Here is a 22262-nt window from a genome sequence, read left to right on the forward strand (position 1 = left end):
ACGCCTCAGCCGGTTAGCAGGCCCACAAGTGCAGCTTCCAGGGGGCTCTTTTCCGCGGGCCTGACTCCGGGCGTCTCCACGACCTGAACCCCGGGTGTTTGGCCAGGCAGATAGCCAGGTGGCCATTGTGGCGGTTCCCTGTCGGGTTGTTCGGATTTGTAGTGCCGGCCTGTGGGTGAGGTCCAGCCGGGTGGTTCGTGATTTGTGGCCGGTGTGGGTATCCAAGGCTTGTTGTGTTTGAGGCGGTGGTGTTTTGGGCAGAGTTGGGCCAGGTTGCTGATCCCGGTGGTCCCGCCGTGTTGCCAAGCGGTGAGGTGGTCCGTGTCGTTGTCCAAGGACGGGTTGTTGCAGCCGGGGAAGGTGCATTTGCCGTCCCTGAACTGTAGTGCCTTTTTCATGGCTTTGGTGAGGCGGTAGCTGGTGCGGCCGATTTCCAGCGGTGCACCGTCGCGCGGGTCGACGAGCACCCGGTAGAAGGAGCTGGCGCCATCGGCGACGAGTTTGCGGGCCATGGAGGCGGGGATGGGACCGTGGCCGTCGAGGACGGCGGGTTCGTCGGTGAGGCCGAGGAGTGCGAACACTGGGACCGTGACGAGGACGTCCACCTTCGGTACCGGGACATTCGCGAGATCGGTGTAAGCGCTGCGGTCGGTTTCCTCGTGCCCGGCGGAGGCGAGGTGGACGGTGTTTGTAGCTTCATGTCCGGTGGAGCCGGTAGAGGCGCCGTCGTCGGTGGCACCGGTGCCGGCGGCGTCATCGGGCCGGTCCATGACGGACACGGAGGCCACTCCGAGCGGGGCGTCGGTGTTCTCTTCGGTGCTGAAGTCTGCCGCGGTGCTTTCCGGGGCGGGGCTGAGTGCTGGGCTGAGGAGCAGGTGGGCGGCGATGTCGGGGCGTAGTTGTGTCATGGTGCGCGGTTCTTCGGGGCCCTGGAGGCCGCGGGCGAGGGCGGTGGCGCGGTTCCAGATGGCTGAGGCCTGGTCCGCGGGCAGGTAGAGCGAGAGCCAGGCCATGCCATCGCGGTCCGGCGTGTATTCCATGCGCCGGTCCGCGGCGCATTTGGTGTGGCGTTTCTCGAAGGATTCGGGGTGGTGGCGTTCGCGCCAGCCGCGGACTCGGGACCGGAACCGAGACGGTACGAGTTCACCGGCGGCGGCTCCACGGACGGGGTTCGGGTCCAGGACATGCTCCACGAGGGCGGCCGCTCCGGCGGAGCCGAGGCCTTCTGTTTCGTCGGCAATGATTTTCGCCTGCATCCAGGAGATGCTTCCGGCGGACAGCGCCTCCATGGCCAACGGCAGGGAGGTGAGTTGCCGGGCCTGGGTGACGAGCGCCCCGGCAGCCCCGGAGCTCACGGTCAGGACGCCGGCGATTTCCTCGATGGCCGACATCTCGGTAAATGTCCGTTCGTGCACGGGCGCTTCCGGTGGGGTCATGGCGTGTTGGATTTCAACGGCCTCGGCGGCGTCGCGGGCCTTGACCGCGGCGAGCTGTGCTTCCAACTGCTTCACTACCGACATCCGTTCCAGACGGATCTCATACTGGCGCTGCCACACATCCACATCAGTAGCGGCATTAGCGCCGGTAGCCAAGGCGGCGTCCTCCACAAACAGCGCATCCAAGCCAGCAATGGAGGCATGGATGCCCTCCATCACTGCTGCCGTGCCCGCGCCGCTTCCCATACCAACATCGTCCATCGAGGCACTGACAATTTGGGCGGAGGCGGCTGTTCGGGGCATCGGATCAGCCGGTGCGGCAGCAAACAGCGTTGCCGCACTTACCGCGTCGCCTGCCGAATCCGCCTCCATGCCAACATCATCCATCGAGGCACCGACAATTCGTGCGGGCAGGGTTGGCGAGCCACGGCGAAGAATCCGAGAGGAAAAAGTACTCCTAGCCTCCGGCGAACGGGGGCAGCACATCCACTACGTCGTCGGCCTGCAGGACGACCGAATGATCCCGCACCGCGACTTCATTGAGCAGGAAACTGCTTCGCGACAGGATGCGGGGCAGAGGGGGAGTACCGGCAGGAGGTTCAGGCCGCTCCACAGAAAGTACGGCCTCCAGAAGGTCGGCAACACTGGAGCCCGGCCCCAGTTCGAAGCGCTCTTCCTCCACGCCTGCCGCGGCGCGTGCGGCAGCGAAGTAACGTACGTTCAAGAGTTTCAGCCCCCGATGGCGCTCATGCTGCGGTCCGGCTGGACGAAGTCCGGAGCGTCAAGTCCCACGTGGTCCATTCCGTGGGCTTTAGGCTTGAGCCACATGGCGTCCTGCCACCGCTGGCCGAGGGCTTCGTCGCTGGCGCCTGAGCGCAGGAGGCCCAGCAGGTCGAACTCCTCACGCGAGAACAGGCAGCTCATAATCTTGCCCTCGGCAGTGATCCGGGTCCTGCGGCAGTCTGAGCAGAACGGCTCGGTCACGGAGGCAATAATCCCCACCGTTCCCAGCAAGGGACCGGAAACAGACCCAGCCACCCGCCGTCGTACTTCAAAGCGTTCCGCCGGGGCGCCGTCACGGGCGCGCGGATCCGGGCTGAGGACAAAGTCCGACGAGAGCAGCTGACGGATCTCGGCGGCCGTGATCATGTTCCGCCGCGTCCAGCCATGGTCTGCGTCGAGCGGCATCTGCTCAATGAACCGCAGTTCGTAGCCGCGGTCCAGCGCCCAGGCCAGCAGGGACGGCGCCTCGGCGTCGTTAATGCCCCGCATCAGTACTGCGTTGAGCTTGACCGGCCCAAGACCGGCCGCCCAGGCCGCGTCCACCCCGGCCAGCACCTGGTCCAGGAACGGCCTGCGGGTCAGCTTGGTGAAGGTTTCCTCGTGCAGGGAGTCAAGGGACACGTTGATGCGCGTCAGGCCGGCCGCTTTCAAGGCCGCGGCCTTCTTCGCCAGGCCCACGCCGTTGGTCGTCATGGAGATCGGCAGATCGGGATGATTCCGTCGCAGCGAAGTGATGATGTCCACGAGGTCGTGCCGCACCAGCGGTTCACCGCCGGTGAGCCTCAGCTCGCGGACTCCCAGCTGCTCGACGCCGATCCTGACGATCCCGACGATCTCCTCCGCCGACATCACCGCCTGCTTCGCGAGCCACTCCAGCCCTTCGGCAGGCATGCAGTAGGTGCACCGAAGGTTGCATTTGTCGGTCAGGGACAGCCTCATGTCCGTGGCACGGCGGCCGTACCGGTCGGCCAGCCCGGCCGGAGCATCGGCGGGGCGCGCAGCAGGGACGGACGGCAACGCTGCGGCTGCTTCCTCCGCCGGCTGGGGCATACCTAGCTGGACACTCATGACTTCAGGCTACGCCACTATGGGCCCTGCATCACACCGTGACGGCGCGGGCGGCGGCAGCGGAAGCGGCAGCAGAATCTGCGCAGGACCGGTGCTGCGGGTATCCCGCAAACCTATGCTGTAGGTGTGAACAGCTCCCAGCCACAGCATGCAGCGCACGACGGCGGGACGCGGCTTCCGGAGCGCCCGGCAGCTTCGCTGCCGCACGGGTCAGGGCCGTCGCTGCCGCACCGGTCAGGGCCGGCCCGGCGGCGGTGGCGGGCCGCCGCAGCGGGCGCCGTTGCAGTGGGCAGCTCGGTGGTGCTCGGGGAGCTCGCAGCCGGCGTGTTCAGCCCGGCGCTGTCGCCGATGACTGCTGTTGGCGGCGCCGTCATCGATGCAGTCCCTCCGGCTGTGAAGGACTGGGCTGTTGCGCTCTTCGGGACGGCCGACAAAATTGCGCTCCTCGCCGGCATGGCCTTGGTTATTGCGGCACTTGCAGCGCTGGCGGGGGCTGTAGAGGACCGCCGCCGCTTCGCCGGCATCACCGTTATAGCTATCTTCGGGCTGGTGGGCCTGTCAGCCGTCCTGACCCGCGCCCAAGCCACCTTCAATGCCATGGTGCTGCCCATACTCACAGCCGTCGTGGCCGGAGCACTGCTCAGGTTCCTGATCCGCCGGCTGCAGGAGTGGGGCAACCTGCAGGAGCGGGCGGGCGAAGAACCGCAGCCAAGCGGCAACCCCGCGCCAGCCCGCCGTCGTTTCCTGCAGGCACTGGCAGGCGGTGCCGCGTTCACCGTTATCGGCGGCGCGCTGGCGGCGCTATGGCGTGGCGCCACCGCCGGCGTCAGCGAAGCAAGGACCCGCGTGGCCTTGCCGGTACCCGCGTCAGCGGCGCCGCCAATCCCGTCCGGGGCCGAGGTGCGCGTGGACGGTATGCAGCCACTCGTCACCCCTAACCGGGACTTCTACCGCATCGATACCGCGTTGTCCGTTCCGGCCGTCAACCCGAACACCTGGGCCCTGAAAGTCATCGGGATGGTGGACCGGGAAGTGGAGCTGACCTTCGCGGAACTGCTGGCCAAGCCCTTGATCGAACGCCATGTGACCATTGCCTGCGTGTCCAATAATGTGGGCGGGGACCTGATCGGCAACGCGCGCTGGCTGGGCTGGCCTGTCCGCGAACTGCTGGCACTCGCGGGCCCCCAGCCGGGCGCGGACATGGTGCTCTCGCGCAGCATCGACGGCTGGACTGCCGGCACGCCGCTTGAGGTCCTCACCGACAGCCGCGATGCGCTGCTTGCCGTCGGCATGAACGGCGAGCCCCTGCCCCTGGAGCACGGATTCCCCGTCCGGCTGGTGGTGCCCGGGCTCTACGGCTACGTATCGGCCACCAAATGGGTTACGGAGCTGAAGGTCACCCGGTTCGCGGACGACGTCGCCTACTGGACTCCCCGGGGCTGGTCTGAGCGCGGTCCCATCAAAACGTCCTCACGGATCGACGTGCCGGGGCATGGCCGTCCCGTGAAGTCCGGAACGGTGGTCTTCGGCGGCGTCGCCTGGGCGCAGCACACCGGCATCGGGAAAGTGGAGCTCCGCATGAACCGGGGCCCTTGGCAGCAGGCTGACTTGGCCGAAAGCATCTCGCTTGACACCTGGCGCCAATGGAAGCTTGGCGTGGTGTTGAGCCAAGGCCAGTACGAAGTCCAGGTCCGGGCCACGGATCTCGCAGGCCGGGCGCAGGACGAGCAGAGCAGGCCGGTCGCCCCGGACGGAGCCACGGGGTTCCACACGATTAGAGTGGACGTGCAACCCTGATGGCTACCGAAGGCGGAACCATGACCAGCCCGCAACCCCATGGAACGTCCCCGCACGGAACGTCAGCAGAAGCGCCGCACTCGAGCGGCGGCGGGAGCGGGACCGAATCGCGGCACGAAGCCACGCACCAGCACCACCACCGGCGCCAGGCGCGGTCCGTGGCTGAGCATGCAGCCGCCGTCGCCGATCTGCTGCAGCCGTTGCGGTCACCCCGCCGGACCGAACTGCTGCCCCTGCGCGACGCACTCGGCCGGGGCCTGGTCAGCGGCATCACCGCCCCCATCAGCCTGCCGCCCTTCGCCAACTCCCAAATGGACGGCTATGCCATCCGTTCCGCTGACGTGCCCGACGGCGGCTGCGAGCTGCGCGTTATGCCTCCCGTTCCCGCCGGCGCCAGCCCGGACGCCCTGAAGCCCGGCATGGCCGCCCCGATTATGACCGGAGCCATGCTCCCGGACGGGGCTGACGCCGTCGTCCCCATTGAGCGGGCGGTTCCGGACCGTTTCCTGCCGCACAGCGAGCACGCAATGGTGCGGCTGCCTTCAGCGGCGCCCGGCACCTATGTACGGGAAACAGGCAGTGACTTGCGCGCCGGCGAGACGGCACTGGCGGCCGGCACGTTCCTGGGCCCGGCCCAGCTGGGGCTGCTCGCAGCGCTGGGAATCCCGGAAGTGACGGTCCACCAGCCCGTGAAAGTCCTGCTGGTCACCACCGGGGACGAAGTGGTGGCCCCCGGCCAGGGCCTTCCTGCCGGCAAGATCTACGACTCCAACGGCACCCTCCTGGAAGCTGCGATGAGGCAGGCGGGACTGGAGGTCCGCCGGGCGGGGATCGCTACGGACAACCCGGACCGGCTTCGGACGCTGCTGCGGGCCGAGGGCAGGGAAGCGGACCTCATCGTCACCACCGGAGGCGTCAGCAAGGGAGCTTACGAGGTGGTCCGGCAGGCGATGGAGGACCAGCCGGTGGAATTCCTGCACGTGGCCATGCAGCCGGGCGGCCCGCAGGGGATCGGAGCCTTCGAAGGGCGCCCCTTCCTGGGATTCCCCGGCAACCCGGTCAGCTGCCTGGTGTCCTTTGAAATGTTCCTCCGCCCGGTGCTGGGCAGCCTGCTCGGCACTCCCGCACCACGCCTGCCCCTTCGCGCCCGCCTGGGACAGCCCCTCACGTCGCCGGAGCAGAAGCATCAGGTCCGCCGCGGCACACTGCAGCCCGACGGGACGGTAGAGCTGCAGGGTGGGGACAGTTCACACCTGATGCATGCGCTCGCGGGCTCCAACGTGCTGGTTCATGTCCCGCAAGGAGTGGCCGCGCTCGCGGCCGGGGCGGAGGTGGAAGTATGGATGCTGTGAATGCAGAACAACCTCCCGCTGCGCTGACGCACCTGCGCCAGGACGGCAGCGCCCAGATGGTGGACGTCTCCGCCAAAGCCGAAACCACCCGCGAAGCCACCGCCACCGCCACGGTCCACACCACCCCGGAAGTCATGGGCCTCCTGGGCTCCGGCGGACTGCCCAAGGGGGACGCCCTCGCCGTGGCGCGGGTAGCCGGAATCATGGCCGCCAAGAAGACGCCCGAACTTATTCCGCTCTGCCATCCGCTTCCGCTGTCCAAGGTCACTGTGGACTTTGAACTCGCCCCGGCAGCCGTTTCGATCCTGGCCACGGTTAAAACTCGCGGCGTTACCGGCGTTGAGATGGAAGCCCTCACGGCAGTTTCCGTTGCGGCACTGAGCGTCTACGACATGATCAAGGCCGTGGATAAACACGCTGTCCTGACCGACATCAAAGTGCTGGCTAAAAGCGGCGGCAAGAGCGGGGACTGGGCGCTGTGAGTACTCCCGGTACCCTCAACGCTCCCGAGCCGCATCGCCACGGCGATGTGCAGGGCCGGAAGGCCGGCATAGTCATCGCCTCCACCCGGGCAGCCGCCGGCATCTACGACGACGAAACCGGCCCCGTGATCACCGACTGGCTGACTGAACACGGCTTTGACGTGTTCCCCGCCATGGTGGTTCCCGACGGCGAGCCCGTGGGTGCGGCCATCCGTGCCCTCCTCACCCAGCGTCCCGCCGTCGTTATTACCAGCGGTGGGACGGGCCTTAGCCCGGACGACCGCACACCGGACGTGACCCTGCCCCTCCTGGACCGCGAGATTCCCGGGATCATGGAAGCGGTCCGCAGCGCCGGCGCGGCGAAAACGCCGTTGGCGGTGCTGAGCCGTGGTTACGCCGGAGCCGCTGGTAAAACCTTCATCATCAACCTGCCCGGATCGCCCAAGGGAGTCATGGACGGACTGACCGTCCTGGACCCCGTGATCGGGCATCTCTGCGACCAATTGGAAGGCGGCCATGGGCACTGAAACATCCTTCGAGGTGGTCAACGCGGTCCTGAGCGCGGAGCCCATCTCCGTTGACCAGGCCATCGCGGCGGTGGAGAGCGACACCGCGGGTGCGGTGGTCAGCTTCAGCGGCGTGGTGCGCAATCACGACGGCGGCAAGGCAGTTGAGCGCCTCAGCTACAGTGCACACCCCACGGCCCACCAGGTGATGGCCGACGTCGTTGCGCAGCTGGTCGCTGAACAAACGGCGGCCGGCAGCTCTGCCGGCAACGAAGGCGGGTCCCTGCAGCCAGTACGCATCTGGGCAGCGCACCGGATCGGCATGCTGGAGATCGGGGATCCAGCGCTGGTATGCGCCGTGTCGGCGGCCCACCGGGGCCAGGCCTTTGCCGTCTGCTCGGAGCTGGTGGACCGGATCAAGGAGCAGGTTCCCATCTGGAAGGAACAGTTCTTTACTGACGGAACTGTGGAGTGGGTGGGTGCGGGAAGCTGATCCTGTACGGCCCGTTACGGAAACGGGCCCGGTGCGAGGTAACGCACAGTCCCCGGTTCCTGTGCGCCTTGGGCCCACCGGTAGGCTTAATGCCATGACCGAACAACTCTCTGCTCCCATGCCCGTTGCCGTGCTGGGCGCGAACGGGCGCATGGGCGCCGAAGCCGTAAAAGCCGTCGAAGCCGCGCCGGACATGAAGCTCGTCGCGGCCCTGGGCCGGGGGGACTCGCTGGACCGGATTACGGCAGCGGGTGCACGCTTTGTAGTGGACCTGACGGTCCCCGAAAGCTCCGAAGCGAACGTCCGTTTCGCCGTTGAACGCGGCATCCACGCTGTTGTGGGCACCACCGGCTGGGACAGCACCCGGCTGTCCGCCCTTGAGGACCTGTTGGCCGGCCAGCCCGAAACGGGCGTGCTGATCGCCCCCAATTTTGCCCTTGGCTCGGTCCTTGCCTCTGCTTTCGCGGCAAAGGCAGCCAGATACTTTGAGTCGGTGGAGATCATCGAACTGCACCACCCGGACAAGGTGGACGCGCCGTCCGGTACCGCCGTCCGCACCGCACAGCTCATCGCCGCGGAACGTGCCGCCGCCCAGGTCCCGCCCAGCCCCGATGCCACCACCAGCGAACTCGCCGGTGCCCGCGGCTGCGAGGTTGACGGCGTGCGGGTCCACAGTGTGCGCCTCCGCGGCCTCGTGGCCCACCAGGAAGTCCTCCTCGGCAGCCCCGGCGAGCAACTGACGCTCCGCCACGATTCCTTCGACCGCGCCTCCTTTATGCCCGGCGTGCTCCTTGGCCTGCGCAAGGTGGCCGCCCACCCCGGACTGACGGTGGGCCTGGACGGCTACCTGGACCTGGGGCTGTAGGCCATGGCAGGGCTTGTGGCCGGCTTTCTGAAAAACCGCACCAAGATCTGGGTCGGCGCGGTCACGCTGCTCCTGGTCTTTTACCTGGTGGTCTCTTTCCAGCGCTCGGTCCTGCTGCTGACGGACACCAACCCTGCAGCCGTGGCCATCGGGGCGGCCTACCTGGTGCTGCCCGTGATTGGCGCCTGGGCGCTGGTGCGTGAACTGATGTTTGGCGCCCGCACCGAACAGATGGCCAAAGTCCTTGAAGCCGAAGGTGGCCTTCCGGTGGATGAACTGCCCAGGACGCCCGCCGGCCGGATCGTCCGCTCGGCAGCTGACGCCGAATTCGAGAAGTACCGGGCTGAAGCGGAAGCAGCCCCGGAGGACTGGCGTTCCTGGTTCCGGCTGAGCTGCGCCTACGACGCCGCCGGCGACCGCAAACGTGCCCGCGCCTCCATGCGTGATGCAGGCAAGCTCTTCCGGGGTAACCTTCCCGCCTAGCTGCAGCCGGGCCCCGGATGGGCCTGGGCTGGCCCGCCTGGCCCGGGCTTGGGCCGCCTGGCCCGGTGCGGCCCGCCCAGGCAGGGCCCGCCACGCGGGCGGCGCGGGCTAACGGATTGCTTTGGCGCCGGCTTTTGCGCCGCCCCGCCCCGCCTGGTTCGCGGCATGTCCCACCCACTCCAGCGGCCCGCGCCACTTCAGCAGCACAAACACCATGCCCACGATCACCGCGCTGGCGGCCTGGGCAAAGTACATGGCGTCCTCGGTCCAGCCGGCCGGGAGGGGTTTCAGGTAGAACGCTGAAACCACCCAGACGTGGACGGAATACAGGGTCAGCGTCATGGCGCCGGCGCCGCGCAAGGGCAGCAGCAGGTCCAGAGCCACCCAGTCGGCCACCCTGCCCAGCAGCAGGAAGGCCCCAATCACCGCCGCGGCCACCGCCGAGGTGTGCAGCAGGTCCAGGGTGGTGGCCGAGTGGGGTGCCGCGGATGCCAGCCACCACCAGGAACCCTCCTGCGGGATGCCTGTCAGGTTGACCTGGAGAACACTGCCCAGCGGATAACCGGGGGAGTTCAGGACCTTCTCCAGTGCCGCGCGGCCGCCCCAGTCCTCCATCGCCGCCGTTCCCAGTGCTTTGGCAACCACGGCGACGATAGTGCCGCCGACCAACAGCATCCATGGCACCAGCGCCTTGTTCAGCATCAAGCGGCCGACGACGAGCCCCACCAGGAGGTAGGACAGCCACTGGAAAACCGGGTAATAGCCAGTGAAGAAGACATCAGCCAGGAGCCGGCCGGGTGTGGACAGATCCTCCCACGAGGGGTTGTGTCCCAGTTTGAGCGGCGGGTTCGCGGCAAGCAGCCACGGGCGCAGCAGATACGCCAACACCGGGGAAACCAGGATCCAGCCGGCCGCCCAGGCGCAGAGGACCTTCGGCCGCAGGCCCAGGAAGGGCAGGACGCACAGGAACAGTACTCCGTAATGGACCAGGATGATGGCCAGGTTCACTTCCAGGCCGCCCAGGGTGAGTCCGACGGCGGAAATCACCAGGGCGCGCAGGGCCACACCCCGCCTGGCACCGGACAGTTCAGGACCCGCCAGCGGCTTGTGCTTTCCCGTGGACAAGGCAAGGCCTACCCCGGCGAGGACCGCGAACAGCGCAGCGGCCCTGCCCGAAAAGACCAGGCCCACCCATGTTGGCATGAGGTTTGCGTTCGACTCGAAGGTGGGAAGCAGGTGCGTGGCCATCATGCCCAGCAGCGCCAGCCCGCGGGCCGCATCGATGCCGTGCAGGCGGACCGGGATGGACCGGCCGGCAGACGTCCTGGCGGAAGCGGCGGCATTACGGGAGGTCATGTCCAGATCGTCTCACACCCGGCTGTGCCGCCCCTGCCAAAACAAAACCCCCTTGTATTCGAATATGTGTTCGAATAATATGAACGCATGCAAACGCCATCATTCGGAGTCCCCGCATCCGGAGTCCCACCGTTCGGAGCCCCCGCTTCCGAATCCCGTCATGACGGGCCGCTGAAGGCCCTGAGCCCGGGGGTGGTTGACTACCTCTTCCGCCAGCTGGTGGCAGGAAAGACCTCTGAGGATACCCAGTGGGAGCAGGAGGGCATCAGCCTGTCCGCCCAGCCGGAGGGGGCAGAACTTGCCCGGCGGCTGGCCGAGGCAGACATTGATGCCCTGACGCCCGTGGAACTGTTCCACTACGTCCGGGCCGCCCAGCGCCTCGCTGCGTGGGCGGAAGGGCTGCGCCAAACAGCGGTGGGCAGGTATTGCCACCCCGGCCCTGTTTAGCCGCCCTCGCCTTGCCAAAGGTACGTGCGGAAGGAGTCAGGGCCTGCAAGGTCAGCAGCACCATGCCTGCGCGCTCATGCCTAGGATTGAGGCGTGACTGACACCCTTCCTGTCTCTGTCATTCAGTATCGGCCACTGGACGGAGGCATCCCGGCCAATGCTGACGAGCACGTGCGCCTTATCGAAGACGCCGATGACCACGGCGCCCGCCTGGTGGTCTTCCCGGAACTTTCCCTGACCGGCTACCGGCTGGATCTCCTCGAACACCCTGGCTCCTGGCTGGTGCCGGACGACGAACGCCTGGCGGATATCCGCGAGATTTGCCGCAGGACGGGGATTACCGCCGTCCTGGGGGCAGCCCTTCGCGAAGCCGGCGGCACGCCGCGGCTGGCCTCAGTGGCTGTTCATCCGGATGGCAGCACCGAGGCGGCCTTCAAGACCCATCTGCATGGGCCGGAGCGTGAACTTTTCGCGCCGGGAGAGGGGCCGACGCTTATCCTGGTGGACGGCTGGCACGTTGCACTGGCGCTCTGCCTGGACACGTCCGTGCCCGCGCATGCCGGCGACGCCGCTGCCGCCGGAGCAGATCTTTATTGTGTATCCGCCCTCTACACAGAAAACGAGGAACACCGCCTGGCGCTCCATTTGGGTGCCCGCGCCATGGACAACCGGATGTTCACGGCACTGGCCAACCTCGGCGGCAGCAGCCCGCTGGGCGCGTCGTGCGGGCTGAGCGGCTTCTGGGGGCCGGACGGCCTTCCCATGAAGCGGGCCGCAGGCACCGGCACCGAGGTCGTTTCGTCCATCCTGCAGCGGAGCCGCCTCGAGAAGTTCCGGAAGTAAAAATCCAAGCCCACAACCGCCGGCGCCACCCCGGAGACTCCTATTTGACGTTCATCACGCCCGCCCTATTGTCCTAACCAGCGCCGGACAGGGTAACGTTTTTTCCATGGCTGACACTTCCGCGCACATCCCTGCCCTCGGTACCCTCCTGACCGCCATGGTCACGCCGTTCGCCAAGGACGGCTCCGTGGATTACCAGCAGGCAGCGGAACTGGCCACCAAACTCGTCGACGACGGCTGCGACGGACTGGTGGTCACCGGAACCACCGGCGAAACCTCCACCCTCACCGACGAAGAGAACCTCGGCATGTTCCGTGCCGTCAAGGAAGCCGTCGGCGGCCGCGCCGCAATCATCGCCGGTACCGGCACCAACGACACCGCCCACTCTGTGCACCTCTCCCGGCAGGCCGCAGCCCTCGGCGTCGACGGCATCCTGCTCGTGACCCCCTACTACAACAAGCCCAGCCAGTCAGGCCTCCGGGCCCACTTCGAGACCATCGCCTCGGCCGCCGACGTGCCCGTGATGCTCTACGACATCCCCGGCCGTTCCTCCATCGCGATCGAACCCGAAACCATGATCCGGCTGGCGCAGCACCCCAACATCGTCGCAGTGAAGGATGCCAAGGCGGACTTCGTCGCAGCCACCCGCGTGATGAGCGAGACGGACCTGCTTTTCTACTCCGGCGACGACGGACTGACCCTGCCCTGGATGGCGCTGGGCGCCGTCGGCCTCGTCGGCGTCACCACGCACGTGGCCACCCGCCGCTTCCGCGAACTCATCGACGCCGTCAACGCCAACGACCTCGGCACCGCGCGGAAGATCAACTTCGAGCTCCAGCCGGTGGTCCGGGCCACCATGACCCGGGTCCAGGGCGCTGTTGCGGCCAAACAAATTCTTAAATGGCAGGGAGTCCTGCCCAACTCGATTGTCCGTTTGCCCCTCGTGGAGCCGGACGAAGCCGAGATCGAAACCATCCGCGGGGATTTGGCGGAAGCGGGGCTGGTCTTTTCCTGAGGGCTGAGACCGGCACCCCTGCCGCCTGGAAAGTAGTGCAATATGACCCAAACTGCCCTGACCGGCCTTGTCACCCCGCCCCGCCTGCCGAACGGCACGCTGCGGATCGTACCGCTCGGCGGACTGGGGGAGATCGGCCGGAACATGGCCGTGTTCGAAATCGACGGCAAACTGCTGATCGTCGACTGCGGCGTCCTCTTCCCGGAGGAAACCCAGCCCGGCGTCGACCTGATCCTGCCTGACTTCTCCTACATCGAGGACCGGCTGGACGATGTGGTAGCCGTCGTCCTCACCCACGGCCACGAGGACCACATCGGTGCTGTGCCGTACCTGCTGCGGCTCCGCGCCGACATTCCCCTGGTGGGCTCGCAGCTGACCCTTGCCCTGATTGAGGCGAAGCTCCAGGAGCACCGCATCCGGCCCTACACGCTCACGGTGGAAGAGGGCCAGGTAGAGAAGTTCGGGCCCTTCGAGTGCGAATTCGTGGCCGTCAACCACTCAATCCCTGATGCCTTGGCCGTCTTCATCCGCACCGCAGGCGGCACTGTCCTGCACACCGGCGACTTCAAGATGGACCAGCTTCCGCTGGATGGCCGCATCACTGACCTCCGGCACTTCGCCAAGCTCGGCGAAGAGGGCGTCGACCTCTTTATGTCGGACTCCACCAACGCGGACGTCCCGGGATTCACCACCGCGGAAAAGGAAATCGGCCCCACGCTGGAGCGGCTCTTCGGCCAGGCCACCAAGCGCATCATCGTGGCGTCCTTCTCCTCGCACGTCCACCGCGTCCAGCAGGTCCTGGACGCCGCCGCAAAGCACAACCGCAAGGTGGCCTTCGTTGGCCGCTCCATGGTCCGGAACATGGCCATCGCCGAGAAGCTGGGCTACCTGGACGTGCCGCCGGGCCTGATCGTGGACATCAAGAACATCGACAACCTGCCGGACAACCGCGTAGTCCTGATGTCCACCGGCTCCCAGGGGGAGCCCATGGCGGCGCTGTCCCGGATGGCCAACGGCGACCACCGCGTGGTGGTGGGCGACGGCGATACCGTCATCCTGGCGTCCAGCCTCATCCCCGGAAACGAAAACGCCGTCTTCCGCATCATCAACGGCCTGCTGAAACTCGGCGCCGATGTCATCCACAAGGGCAACGCCAAGGTGCACGTCTCCGGCCACGCCGCGGCCGGCGAGCTCCTGTACTGCTACAACATCCTTGAGCCCCTCAACGCCATGCCCGTACACGGCGAGACCCGGCACCTGATCGCCAACGGCAAGATCGCCATCGAATCCGGCGTTCCGGAAGCCAGCGTGATCCTCGCGGACAACGGCACCGTGATCGATTTGAAGGACCACCGCGCAGATGTGGTGGGCCAGATCGAGGTCGGCTTTGTCTACGTCGACGGCTCCAGCGTAGGCGAGGTCACCGAGGCCGACCTCAAGGACCGTCAGACCCTGGGCGATGAAGGCTTCATCTCCATCATCACGGTCATCCACCGCGCCACCGGCAAGGTTGTCTCGGGACCGGAGATTCACGCACGCGGCGTCGCGGAGGAGGATTCCGTCTTCGACGAGATTATCCCCAAGATCAACGCGGCGCTGGAAGAAGCCGTGCTGAACCACACGGACCACACCACACACCAGCTCCAGCAGGTGGTCCGCAGGGTGGTGGGCACTTGGGTCAACCGCAAGCTGCGCCGCAAGCCCATGATCATCCCCGTGGTGCTGGAGGCCTGACAGCCACCACTGCCGGTTCCGGCCCGTACTCCGCCACACGCCTGGAGTACGGGCCGGAGGTGCTTAATCCGTCCGGACCGTTTCCCCTTGATTGAGGGGGATCGGCCAAGCTCCAAATCCCCGGGAAACCGGCCCTGTTCCGGTACCGTGGCTAGTATGGCCACACGTACTACTTCCGCGCCCAATGGTTCCAGCAGGACCAGTTCCGGCAGCAAATCCGGCGGCTCCGGCGGCCGCGGTTCCGGCTCCACGGCAGCGAAATCCCCGGCCAGGTCCGGGCGGACCGGGAGCTCCGGCACGGCCAGGACGCGCCAGCTTCCCGCCGTCGAACAGCACCAGCCGTGGCTGCTCCGGGTGGTGGGCGGAGCGTGGCTGGGCATTGGCCACCTGGTGGGCGGAGGAGTGCGGCGCATCGGCCATGACGTCAGCGACCTCCCGGCCGACGAGCGCCGCGACGGCGCAGCCCTTTTCAACCTGGCCCTGGGTATTTTCATCGCCACTTTCGCCTGGTGGGGCCTGACCGGCTGGTTCCCGGACGCCGTCTACAGCGTGGTGAACGGGACGTTCGGCTGGATGTCGCTGCTGCTTCCGCTGATGCTTTTTGCCTGCGCCTTCCGGCTCTTCCGCCAGCCCTCCGACGGGCGCGGCAACAACAGGGTGGGCATCGGGTTCCTCATCATGACGTTTGCCGGCTGCGGCCTGGCCCACATTTTGGGTGGACAGCCCACCGTTGCCCAGGGCTTTGACGGCCTGCGCCAGGCCGGCGGAATGCTGGGCTTCCTTGGCGCCTCCCCATTGGCCGCGATCCATCCGGCCGTGCCCCTGGCGCTGTACGGGCTGCTGGCTTTTGTGTCGTTGCTCATCATCACCGCCACGCCGTTCGGCGCCATCCCGCGGCGGCTGCGCGGCGCATACGAGCACCTGATGGGCATCGATCTCCTGGACGAGGAGCAGGACGGGAACAAGCACGACCGAAGCTACCTTGAGCGGACCCCGCCTGCAGCGCCGAAAAAGAAGAAGCGCCGCTTCTTTGGCAAGGATGAGGAGGCCGACGCCGGCCTGGAAGGTTATGTGGGCGACGAAGCCTTCGAGCATGCGGTCGTCGATGACGACGATCCACAGCCGCCACGTCCCGCCCCCGGCGTCCGCCGTCCCACCCAGGCGGAAATCGCCGTCGAAAAAATCAAGGCCGCGCAAGGGCTCGGCAGCGCCGCGGCGGCGGGCCCGGACAACGCGACCGAAGCCATCCCGATGGTCACTCCCGGTATGGCCGCTCCCGGCACCAAACCGGCTGCCGCACCCACCGTGCCCTCCAACCCGGTGGCTCCCGCACCGCCGCCCGTTCCCATCCCGCAGCGCACCGAGCAACTGTCGCTCGCCGGCGACGTGACGTACACGCTCCCGGCGTCGGACTACCTCACCCCCGGGTCCATCCCGAAGGAGCGCACGGAAGCCAACGACGCCGTCGTCGCTGCCCTGACCGACACGCTCCAACAGTTCAACGTTGATGCCACGGTGACGGGTTTCAGCCGCGGTCCCACCGTCACCCGGTACGAGATCGAACTCGCGTCCGGAACCAAGGTGGAGCGGGTCACTGCGCTCTCCAAGAACATCTCCTACGCGGTCGCCTCCAGCGATGTGCGGATCCTCAGCCCCATCCCGGGAAAATCCGCGATTGGCATCGAGATTCCCAATACCGACCGCGAGACCGTGTCCCTGGGCGACGTGCTCCGCAGCCAGAACGCCCGCCGCACCGAGCACCCGATGGTGATGGGCGTGGGCAAGGACGTGGAGGGCGGCTACGTGGTGGCCAACCTCGCCAAGATGCCCCACCTGCTGGTGGCCGGCGCCACCGGTGCCGGTAAGTCCTCCTTCGTGAACTCCATGATCACGTCCATCCTCATGCGCGCCACCCCGGACGAGGTGCGGATGGTGATGGTGGACCCGAAGCGTGTGGAACTCACCGCTTACGAAGGCGTCCCGCACCTCATCACGCCCATCATCACCAACCCCAAGAAGGCCGCCGAAGCCCTCCAATGGGTGGTCCGCGAGATGGACGCACGCTATGACGACCTCGCCAACTACGGGTTCAAGCACATCGACGACTTCAACAAGGCCGTCCGTGCCGGCAAGGTCCAGCCGCCGGTGGACTCCAAGCGGGTCATCCGTCCGTACCCCTACCTGCTGGTGATCGTGGACGAACTTGCAGACCTCATGATGGTCGCTCCGCGTGATGTTGAAGACTCGATCGTCCGCATCACCCAGCTCGCGCGTGCCGCCGGCATCCACCTGGTCCTGGCCACCCAGCGGCCGTCGGTGGACGTGGTGACCGGCCTGATCAAGGCCAACGTTCCCTCCAGGATGGCGTTTGCCACCTCCTCCGTGACCGACTCCCGGGTTGTCCTGGACCAGCCGGGCGCGGAAAAGCTCATTGGCCAGGGTGACGCCCTCTTCCTGCCCATGGGCGCTTCCAAAGCGATGCGCGTCCAAGGCGCCTGGGTGACGGAGTCCGAAATCCACAAGGTGGTGGAGCACGTCAAGGGACAGCTCCAGGCCACCTACCGCGACGACGTTGCGGCGGAGGCGCCCAAGAAGCAGATCGACGACGACATCGGGGACGACCTCGAGGTATTGCTGCAGGCCACCGAACTGGTGGTCACCACGCAGTTCGGCTCCACGTCCATGCTGCAGCGCAAGCTGCGGGTTGGATTCGCGAAGGCGGGCCGCCTCATGGACCTGCTCGAATCGCGGGGAGTGGTGGGCCCCTCCGAAGGGTCGAAGGCCCGCGACGTGTTGGTGAAACCGGACGACCTCGCCCCCGTCCTGGCCGCCATGAAGGGCCAGGAGGTCCCGGCCGCACCGGATGCCCAGACAGCCGCGCTCAGCGACAACGCCAACGCCAACATCGCCCAGGGCGGGTACGCCGAAGACCTGGTGGCCGCGGACCTGGACCAGCGCAAGCAGAACGTGGAATATTACGACGGCTCCGATTCCCCGCCAGGCGGGTATGACGACGAGGACGGCTCCGAAGACGCCTGGTCCCTCACAGGACGCTAGCCCGGAGACGGTAGCCTAGAAAGGTGACTAGCACCGATGCCACCGCGGCCGGCCCAAACCGTGCCGGGGTCTGGAACCTTCCGAATATCCTGACCATGCTCCGCATCGCGCTGGTGCCGTTCTTCGTCTGGTTCCTGATCGCGGACGCGCCCGGACTCCACAGCCAGTCCGGGCCCTGGCGCTGGGCAGCAGCGGCCGCGTTCGCCGTCGCGATTTACACTGACAAGCTCGACGGCGATATCGCCCGGAGCCGGAACCTCGTGACCGATTTCGGCAAGATCGCCGACCCCATTGCAGACAAGCTGCTCACCGGTTCTGCCCTGGTGATGCTGTCCGTGCTCGGCGAACTCCCCTGGTGGGCCACCCTGGTGATCCTGGTGCGTGAGTGGGGGGTCACTGCCCTGCGCTTCTTCGTCATCCGTTACGGCGTCATTCCTGCCTCGCGGGGAGGCAAGCTTAAAACCGTGGTCCAGACGGCAGCCATCTTCCTTTACCTCCTCCCGTTGGCCGCCGTTGCGCCGTGGCTCACCTGGGTGGCGTTCGCCGTCATGATGGTGGCCGTGGCAATCACCGTCTGGACCGGCGTCGAGTATGTTGTTGAGGCGATGCGCCTGCGCGCCAAGGGGAAAGTCCAGGGAACCACCAACAGGGGACAGGAAACGACGTGACCAACCAGCACCATCTGTCGCTTCACCATCTGGCCGAGCAGGCAGTCAGGCAAGCCCTGGAGCTCAGGCGCACCGTGGCAACAGCCGAATCCCTGACTGCCGGCATGGTGACAGCAGTCCTCGCTGACACTCCCGGCGCCTCCGGAATGCTGCAGGGCGGTGTGGTGGCCTACCAGAACTCCGTCAAGGCGGACGTGCTGCAGGTTTCCGCTGAACTGCTGGCCCGCGTCGGATCCGTTGACAGCGGCGTGGCCGCCGAAATGGCTGAAGGTGCGCGCACGGCCCTTGGCGCCGATATTGGCGTGGCCACTACAGGCGTTGCCGGGCCGGAAGCACACGACGGGAAACCGGTGGGAACGGTGTACATCGGCGTTGCCACGGCAGCGGGAACAACCGGCTACGAGTATGTGTTCTCAGGGAACCGGGCAGAAATCCGGGGGCAGGCCTGTGGGGCTGCCCTGGAAAGGCTGATCGAAGTTCTGGCTTCCTGAAGTTACCCGGTTGTAAAGTTGGTGGGAACAAAAGCCGGTACCGATTAGTTATTACATTGTGTCGCTTCCGGAGAGCGGGGGCGCCTAGGATGAAAACACTAATGGTTCGCTTCACGGCGAACCGGACTTAACGAGGAGCAAGGCGATACAGATGGTAAAGCAGCCCGTATCCGTAAACGGCGTTGTCCGCTGGAAGGATGTGGGCCTCGCCGATCAGGCTAAGAGCGAACAGAAGGAGCGCAAGATGGTAGTACTTCGTCACGAAATCGGTGATGTCCTGCGCGATGTTCGCCAGCGTCAGGGGCGTACGCTCCGTGAAGTCTCGCACAGCGCCCGTGTCTCCCTGGGTTACCTCAGCGAGGTGGAGCGCGGTCAGAAGGAAGCATCTTCCGAGCTGCTGTCCTCAATCTGCTCGGCCCTGGACGTCCCGTTGTCCAGCATGCTCCGCGAGGTCAGCGACCGCGTAGCGGTAGCCGAAGGCGTAGCCGTTCCGGACACCGTTCCGCAGGAATTCTCCCAGCGTTACGGACGCGATCTTGACCGCGACCTTAACAACGAACTTAACGATGAACTTTCAACGGGCCTCCTCTCCGGCGCCCGGTAAGGATTGATCCACCACAAGGTGGAGTCCTGCACATGAAGCCCCCGGCAGTGCGCCGGGGGCTTCATGTGTGTCTATCCGCTTTCGTGAGCTCTACTTCTCTCCGCCGGGGGGAGCCGGCGGGGCGTCCTGCGGGAAACCATCGCGCTCATACGTGGCGTTCAGCTTGGCCATAAACCGGGCCAGCTCCTGCAAGTCTTCCACGGGCCATTCACCCAGCCGCTCCCTAAAGACCTGGCGGCGGGCGTCCTGGACCTGGTGCATCTTTTCCTCACCCTTGGGAGTGAGCCGGATGGCCTGGGCGCGTCCGTCCAGCGGATCCGCTTCCTTGGAAACCAGGCCGATGCTTTCGAGGAACGCAATCTGCCGGCTGACCGAGGGCTTGCCCACGCCAATGTTCATTGCGAGATCGGTGAGCCGGATAGGGCCCTCCCGCCGGATGACTGTCAGCAGGCCGTATGCAGCGGGCTCCATGTCCGGGTGGACCTGGCGGGAAAGCTGGTTGGAGATGGCCCGTGCGCGCCGCCAGAAGAGGCTGATCTGGTGTTCCACGTTCTGCAATGCTGCGTCCACCAAATAATCGTCGTCGCGGCCGGTGGGGGTCGGGGCGGCAGGGGAGTTGCTCATGGCAACAATTCTAGGGTGCGGGATCGTGAGAGACTCAACAGGTGCGAATCAGCGACTACTGGCGACTTATGGACGACGAATTTGGTGCCGGCTACTCGCGTGTCCTCAGCAATACCCTTGTTCTTGCCGGGGTGGGCGGCCGCACCGCGGATCAGGCGCTGGCCGCCGGTGTGGAGCCGCGCAAGGTGTGGCTGGCGGTCTGTGATGTCCAGGATGTCCCCGCTGAGCGCAGGCTTGGCCGGGACATCAAACCCCGCGCCGAATAGCGCCCTTTCTGGCGGACACGCCGAGCCCGCGGTTCGAATACCTGTTCGGGTAAAGCTATGCTTTTCGTAGCGGGTTTTCCACATAGCCGCCGTCCTCCGGCCGGAATGTCAGTGGGTCCCATTAGCGTCAGAGATGACCAATAAACGGCCGCTGAGGCCACTCCAAAGCGAGAAAGCATTAGAGGTGTGAACCATGGCGGCAGCCCCGGATCGTGCAAAAGCGCTCGAAGCAGCGCTGGCCCAGATCGACAAGCAGTTCGGTAAAGGCTCGGTCATGCGGCTCGGCGACGAAGTCCGGGCCCCCATCGAGGTCATCCCCACCGGCTCCATTGCCCTGGACGTAGCCCTGGGTATTGGCGGCCTTCCCCGCGGCCGCGTGGTTGAAATCTACGGCCCGGAATCCTCCGGTAAAACCACCGTGGCTCTGCACGCCGTGGCCAACGCCCAGCGCCTGGGAGGCATCGCCGCGTTCATTGACGCCGAGCACGCCCTGGACCCGGAGTACGCCGCGAAACTCGGTGTGGACACGGACGCGCTCCTGGTCTCACAGCCAGACACCGGCGAGCAGGCACTGGAGATCATGGACATGCTGGTTGGTTCAGGCTCCCTCGATGTCATCGTCATCGACTCCGTTGCCGCCCTGGTGCCCCGCGCCGAAATCGAGGGCGATATGGGCGACAGCCACGTGGGCCTCCAGGCACGGCTGATGAGCCAGGCCCTGCGTAAGATCACCGGCCGCCTGAGCCAGACCAAAACCACGGCGATCTTTATCAACCAGCTCCGTGAAAAGATCGGTGTTTTCTTCGGTTCCCCCGAAACCACCACCGGTGGTAAGGCCCTGAAGTTCTACGCCTCCATCCGTATCGACGTGCGCCGCATCCAGACCCTCAAGGAAGGCGCGGATTCGGTCGGTAACCGTACCAAAGCCAAGATCGTCAAGAACAAGATGGCCCCGCCCTTCAAGGTGGCCGAGTTCGACATCATCTATGGCCAGGGCATTTCCCGCGAGGGCGGCATCATCGACATGGGTGTTGAGCACGGCATCATCAAGAAGTCCGGCTCCTGGTTTACGTACGACGGCGACCAACTGGGCCAGGGCATGGAAAACTCACGCCGGTTCCTCCGCGACAACCCCGAGCTGGCGGCGGAGCTGGAGCGACTGATCAAGGAAAAGCTTGGCGTTGGCGTGAAGCCGGCGGAGCCCGAGTCCAAGGACTCCCCGAAGCTGAAGGCCGTTGACGGGTTCTAACCGTTGACCGGTACTGACAACGCGCGCCCCCGCCGGTCCCGGACCGGCGGCGGGCGCGCTGTTTCCTCTTCAGATGCATACCCGGATGGCCCGGACCCTGACTCTCCAATTTCTGAAGACGCCGAACCGGATCCTTTCTCGGTGGCCCGGGCGATCATCTACCGGCAGTTGACCACCTCAGCGAAAAGCAGGCTTCAACTGGCCCGCAAGCTTTCCGAGCGGAACATCCCGGAGCACGTTGCAGAGTCGGTATTGGACAAGTTCGAGGAAGCCCGCCTCATTAACGACGCCGATTTCGCCGACATGTGGGTGCGGAGCCGCTCGCAGTCCCGCAAGCTTGCCAAGGGTGCGCTCCGTCGGGAACTGGCGGAAAAAGGTGTCGACCAGGAAACCGCTGCGGCAGCCCTGGAGCAGATCTCCGACGCTGATGAGGAAGCCGCTGCGAGGAGCCTGGTGGAGCGGAAGCTGCGGCCCGGCGCCGATCTGGCAGACCGGGCACAGCGGGAGAAAGCCACGCGCCGGCTGGCATCCATGCTGGCACGGAAGGGCTACCAGCCGTCCCAGGCATTCCGCATCGTGACCGAGGTCCTGGACGCCCATGCGGCCCCCGACCATGACGAGCCTTTCAACCGGTACCCTTAAC

At 66.2% G+C, this 22262-nt stretch carries 23 protein-coding genes; 18 read left to right on the forward strand and 5 right to left on the reverse strand.

What is annotated here, in order from left to right:
- Positions 1-5 precede the first annotated feature (5 nt).
- The 3 genes from FBY31_RS21055 to moaA form a co-directional block, all read right to left on the reverse strand.
- Entirely contained in the window at positions 6-1808 is a 1803-nt protein-coding gene (locus FBY31_RS21055; RefSeq protein ID WP_327436934.1) for an HNH endonuclease signature motif containing protein, read from the reverse strand.
- Positions 1809-1893: 85 nt separating this feature from the next.
- On the reverse strand, positions 1894-2160 hold the full coding sequence (locus FBY31_RS21060; RefSeq protein ID WP_142044856.1) for a MoaD/ThiS family protein: 267 nt from the start codon (positions 2158-2160) through the stop codon (positions 1894-1896).
- A gap of 5 nt (positions 2161-2165) precedes the next feature.
- A complete protein-coding gene (moaA, locus tag FBY31_RS21065) occupies positions 2166-3287 on the reverse strand; it encodes a GTP 3',8-cyclase MoaA (RefSeq protein ID WP_200833425.1) in 1122 nt (373 codons plus the stop codon).
- Positions 3288-3413: 126 nt separating this feature from the next.
- On the opposite strand from moaA, the gene FBY31_RS21070 reads away from it, so the two are divergent.
- From FBY31_RS21070 to FBY31_RS21100, 7 genes are all read left to right on the forward strand, one after another.
- On the forward strand, positions 3414-5084 hold the full coding sequence (locus tag FBY31_RS21070; RefSeq protein ID WP_442858202.1) for a molybdopterin-dependent oxidoreductase: 1671 nt from the start codon (positions 3414-3416) through the stop codon (positions 5082-5084).
- A gap of 20 nt (positions 5085-5104) precedes the next feature.
- Complete coding sequence (locus tag FBY31_RS21075) at positions 5105-6436, forward strand: molybdopterin molybdotransferase MoeA (protein ID WP_235013156.1); 1332 nt, start codon at positions 5105-5107, stop codon at positions 6434-6436.
- Positions 6424-6918: a cyclic pyranopterin monophosphate synthase MoaC gene (gene moaC / locus FBY31_RS21080; RefSeq protein ID WP_142044860.1), complete on the forward strand. Its 495-nt coding sequence runs from the start codon at positions 6424-6426 to the stop codon at positions 6916-6918. Before FBY31_RS21075 ends, moaC begins: the two co-directional genes overlap by 13 nt.
- The gene (locus FBY31_RS21085; protein WP_142044862.1) at positions 6915-7445 is read left to right on the forward strand and encodes a MogA/MoaB family molybdenum cofactor biosynthesis protein; all 531 of its coding nucleotides are present in this window, start codon (positions 6915-6917) and stop codon (positions 7443-7445) included. Before moaC ends, FBY31_RS21085 begins: the two co-directional genes overlap by 4 nt.
- Positions 7435-7917: a molybdenum cofactor biosynthesis protein MoaE gene (locus FBY31_RS21090; RefSeq protein WP_142044864.1), complete on the forward strand. Its 483-nt coding sequence runs from the start codon at positions 7435-7437 to the stop codon at positions 7915-7917. Before FBY31_RS21085 ends, FBY31_RS21090 begins: the two co-directional genes overlap by 11 nt.
- Positions 7918-8011: 94 nt before the next feature.
- Positions 8012-8782 carry a 4-hydroxy-tetrahydrodipicolinate reductase gene (gene dapB / locus FBY31_RS21095; protein WP_142044866.1) on the forward strand — a complete coding sequence of 257 codons (771 nt, stop codon included), beginning with the start codon at positions 8012-8014 and terminating at the stop codon, positions 8780-8782.
- Positions 8783-8785: 3 nt separating this feature from the next.
- Complete coding sequence (locus FBY31_RS21100; RefSeq protein WP_142044868.1) at positions 8786-9265, forward strand: hypothetical protein; 480 nt, start codon at positions 8786-8788, stop codon at positions 9263-9265.
- A 108-nt stretch (positions 9266-9373) separates the two neighbouring features.
- Here the strand turns inward: FBY31_RS21100 and FBY31_RS21105 are convergent, their stop codons facing one another.
- The gene (locus tag FBY31_RS21105) at positions 9374-10621 is read right to left on the reverse strand and encodes a heparan-alpha-glucosaminide N-acetyltransferase domain-containing protein (RefSeq protein WP_142044870.1); all 1248 of its coding nucleotides are present in this window, start codon (positions 10619-10621) and stop codon (positions 9374-9376) included.
- 87 nt (positions 10622-10708) lie between these two features.
- Here FBY31_RS21105 and FBY31_RS21110 point away from each other — a divergent pair, with 87 nt between their 5' ends.
- The 8 genes from FBY31_RS21110 (at position 10709) to FBY31_RS21145 (ending at position 19480) form a co-directional block, all read left to right on the forward strand.
- Positions 10709-11068, forward strand: a complete 360-nt coding sequence (locus FBY31_RS21110) for a hypothetical protein (protein ID WP_235013157.1) — start codon at positions 10709-10711, stop codon at positions 11066-11068.
- A 93-nt stretch (positions 11069-11161) separates the two neighbouring features.
- Positions 11162-11911: a carbon-nitrogen hydrolase family protein gene (locus tag FBY31_RS21115; protein WP_142044872.1), complete on the forward strand. Its 750-nt coding sequence runs from the start codon at positions 11162-11164 to the stop codon at positions 11909-11911.
- A gap of 106 nt (positions 11912-12017) precedes the next feature.
- Entirely contained in the window at positions 12018-12926 is a 909-nt protein-coding gene (gene dapA / locus FBY31_RS21120; protein ID WP_142044874.1) for a 4-hydroxy-tetrahydrodipicolinate synthase, read from the forward strand.
- Between the two features lie 42 nt (positions 12927-12968).
- Positions 12969-14660, forward strand: a complete 1692-nt coding sequence (locus FBY31_RS21125; RefSeq protein ID WP_142044876.1) for a ribonuclease J — start codon at positions 12969-12971, stop codon at positions 14658-14660.
- A gap of 156 nt (positions 14661-14816) precedes the next feature.
- A complete protein-coding gene (locus tag FBY31_RS21130) occupies positions 14817-17717 on the forward strand; it encodes an FtsK/SpoIIIE family DNA translocase (protein WP_142044878.1) in 2901 nt (966 codons plus the stop codon).
- Positions 17718-17740: 23 nt separating this feature from the next.
- Entirely contained in the window at positions 17741-18385 is a 645-nt protein-coding gene (pgsA, locus tag FBY31_RS21135) for a CDP-diacylglycerol--glycerol-3-phosphate 3-phosphatidyltransferase (protein ID WP_142044880.1), read from the forward strand.
- Positions 18382-18876 (forward strand): CinA family protein, encoded by a 495-nt coding sequence (locus FBY31_RS21140; protein ID WP_142044882.1) that lies wholly within the window; start codon positions 18382-18384, stop codon positions 18874-18876. Before pgsA ends, FBY31_RS21140 begins: the two co-directional genes overlap by 4 nt.
- A 151-nt stretch (positions 18877-19027) precedes the next feature.
- Positions 19028-19480 carry a helix-turn-helix domain-containing protein gene (locus tag FBY31_RS21145; RefSeq protein WP_142044884.1) on the forward strand — a complete coding sequence of 151 codons (453 nt, stop codon included), beginning with the start codon at positions 19028-19030 and terminating at the stop codon, positions 19478-19480.
- 90 nt (positions 19481-19570) lie between these two features.
- Here FBY31_RS21145 and FBY31_RS21150 read toward each other — a convergent pair whose 3' ends face one another.
- Entirely contained in the window at positions 19571-20104 is a 534-nt protein-coding gene (locus FBY31_RS21150; RefSeq protein WP_142044886.1) for a MarR family winged helix-turn-helix transcriptional regulator, read from the reverse strand.
- Positions 20105-20145: 41 nt separating this feature from the next.
- Between FBY31_RS21150 and FBY31_RS21155 the strand changes: the two genes are divergently transcribed.
- From FBY31_RS21155 to FBY31_RS21165, 3 genes are all read left to right on the forward strand, one after another.
- The gene (locus FBY31_RS21155) at positions 20146-20370 is read left to right on the forward strand and encodes a DUF3046 domain-containing protein (protein ID WP_142044888.1); all 225 of its coding nucleotides are present in this window, start codon (positions 20146-20148) and stop codon (positions 20368-20370) included.
- 193 nt (positions 20371-20563) lie between these two features.
- Positions 20564-21619, forward strand: a complete 1056-nt coding sequence (gene recA, locus FBY31_RS21160; RefSeq protein WP_066274884.1) for a recombinase RecA — start codon at positions 20564-20566, stop codon at positions 21617-21619.
- Between the two features lie 141 nt (positions 21620-21760).
- The gene (locus FBY31_RS21165; RefSeq protein ID WP_142044890.1) at positions 21761-22261 is read left to right on the forward strand and encodes a regulatory protein RecX; all 501 of its coding nucleotides are present in this window, start codon (positions 21761-21763) and stop codon (positions 22259-22261) included.
- Position 22262 lies beyond the last annotated feature (1 nt).

It is taken from the genome of Arthrobacter sp. SLBN-100, from assembly GCF_006715305.1.
Classification (GTDB): Bacteria; Actinomycetota; Actinomycetes; order Actinomycetales; family Micrococcaceae; genus Arthrobacter.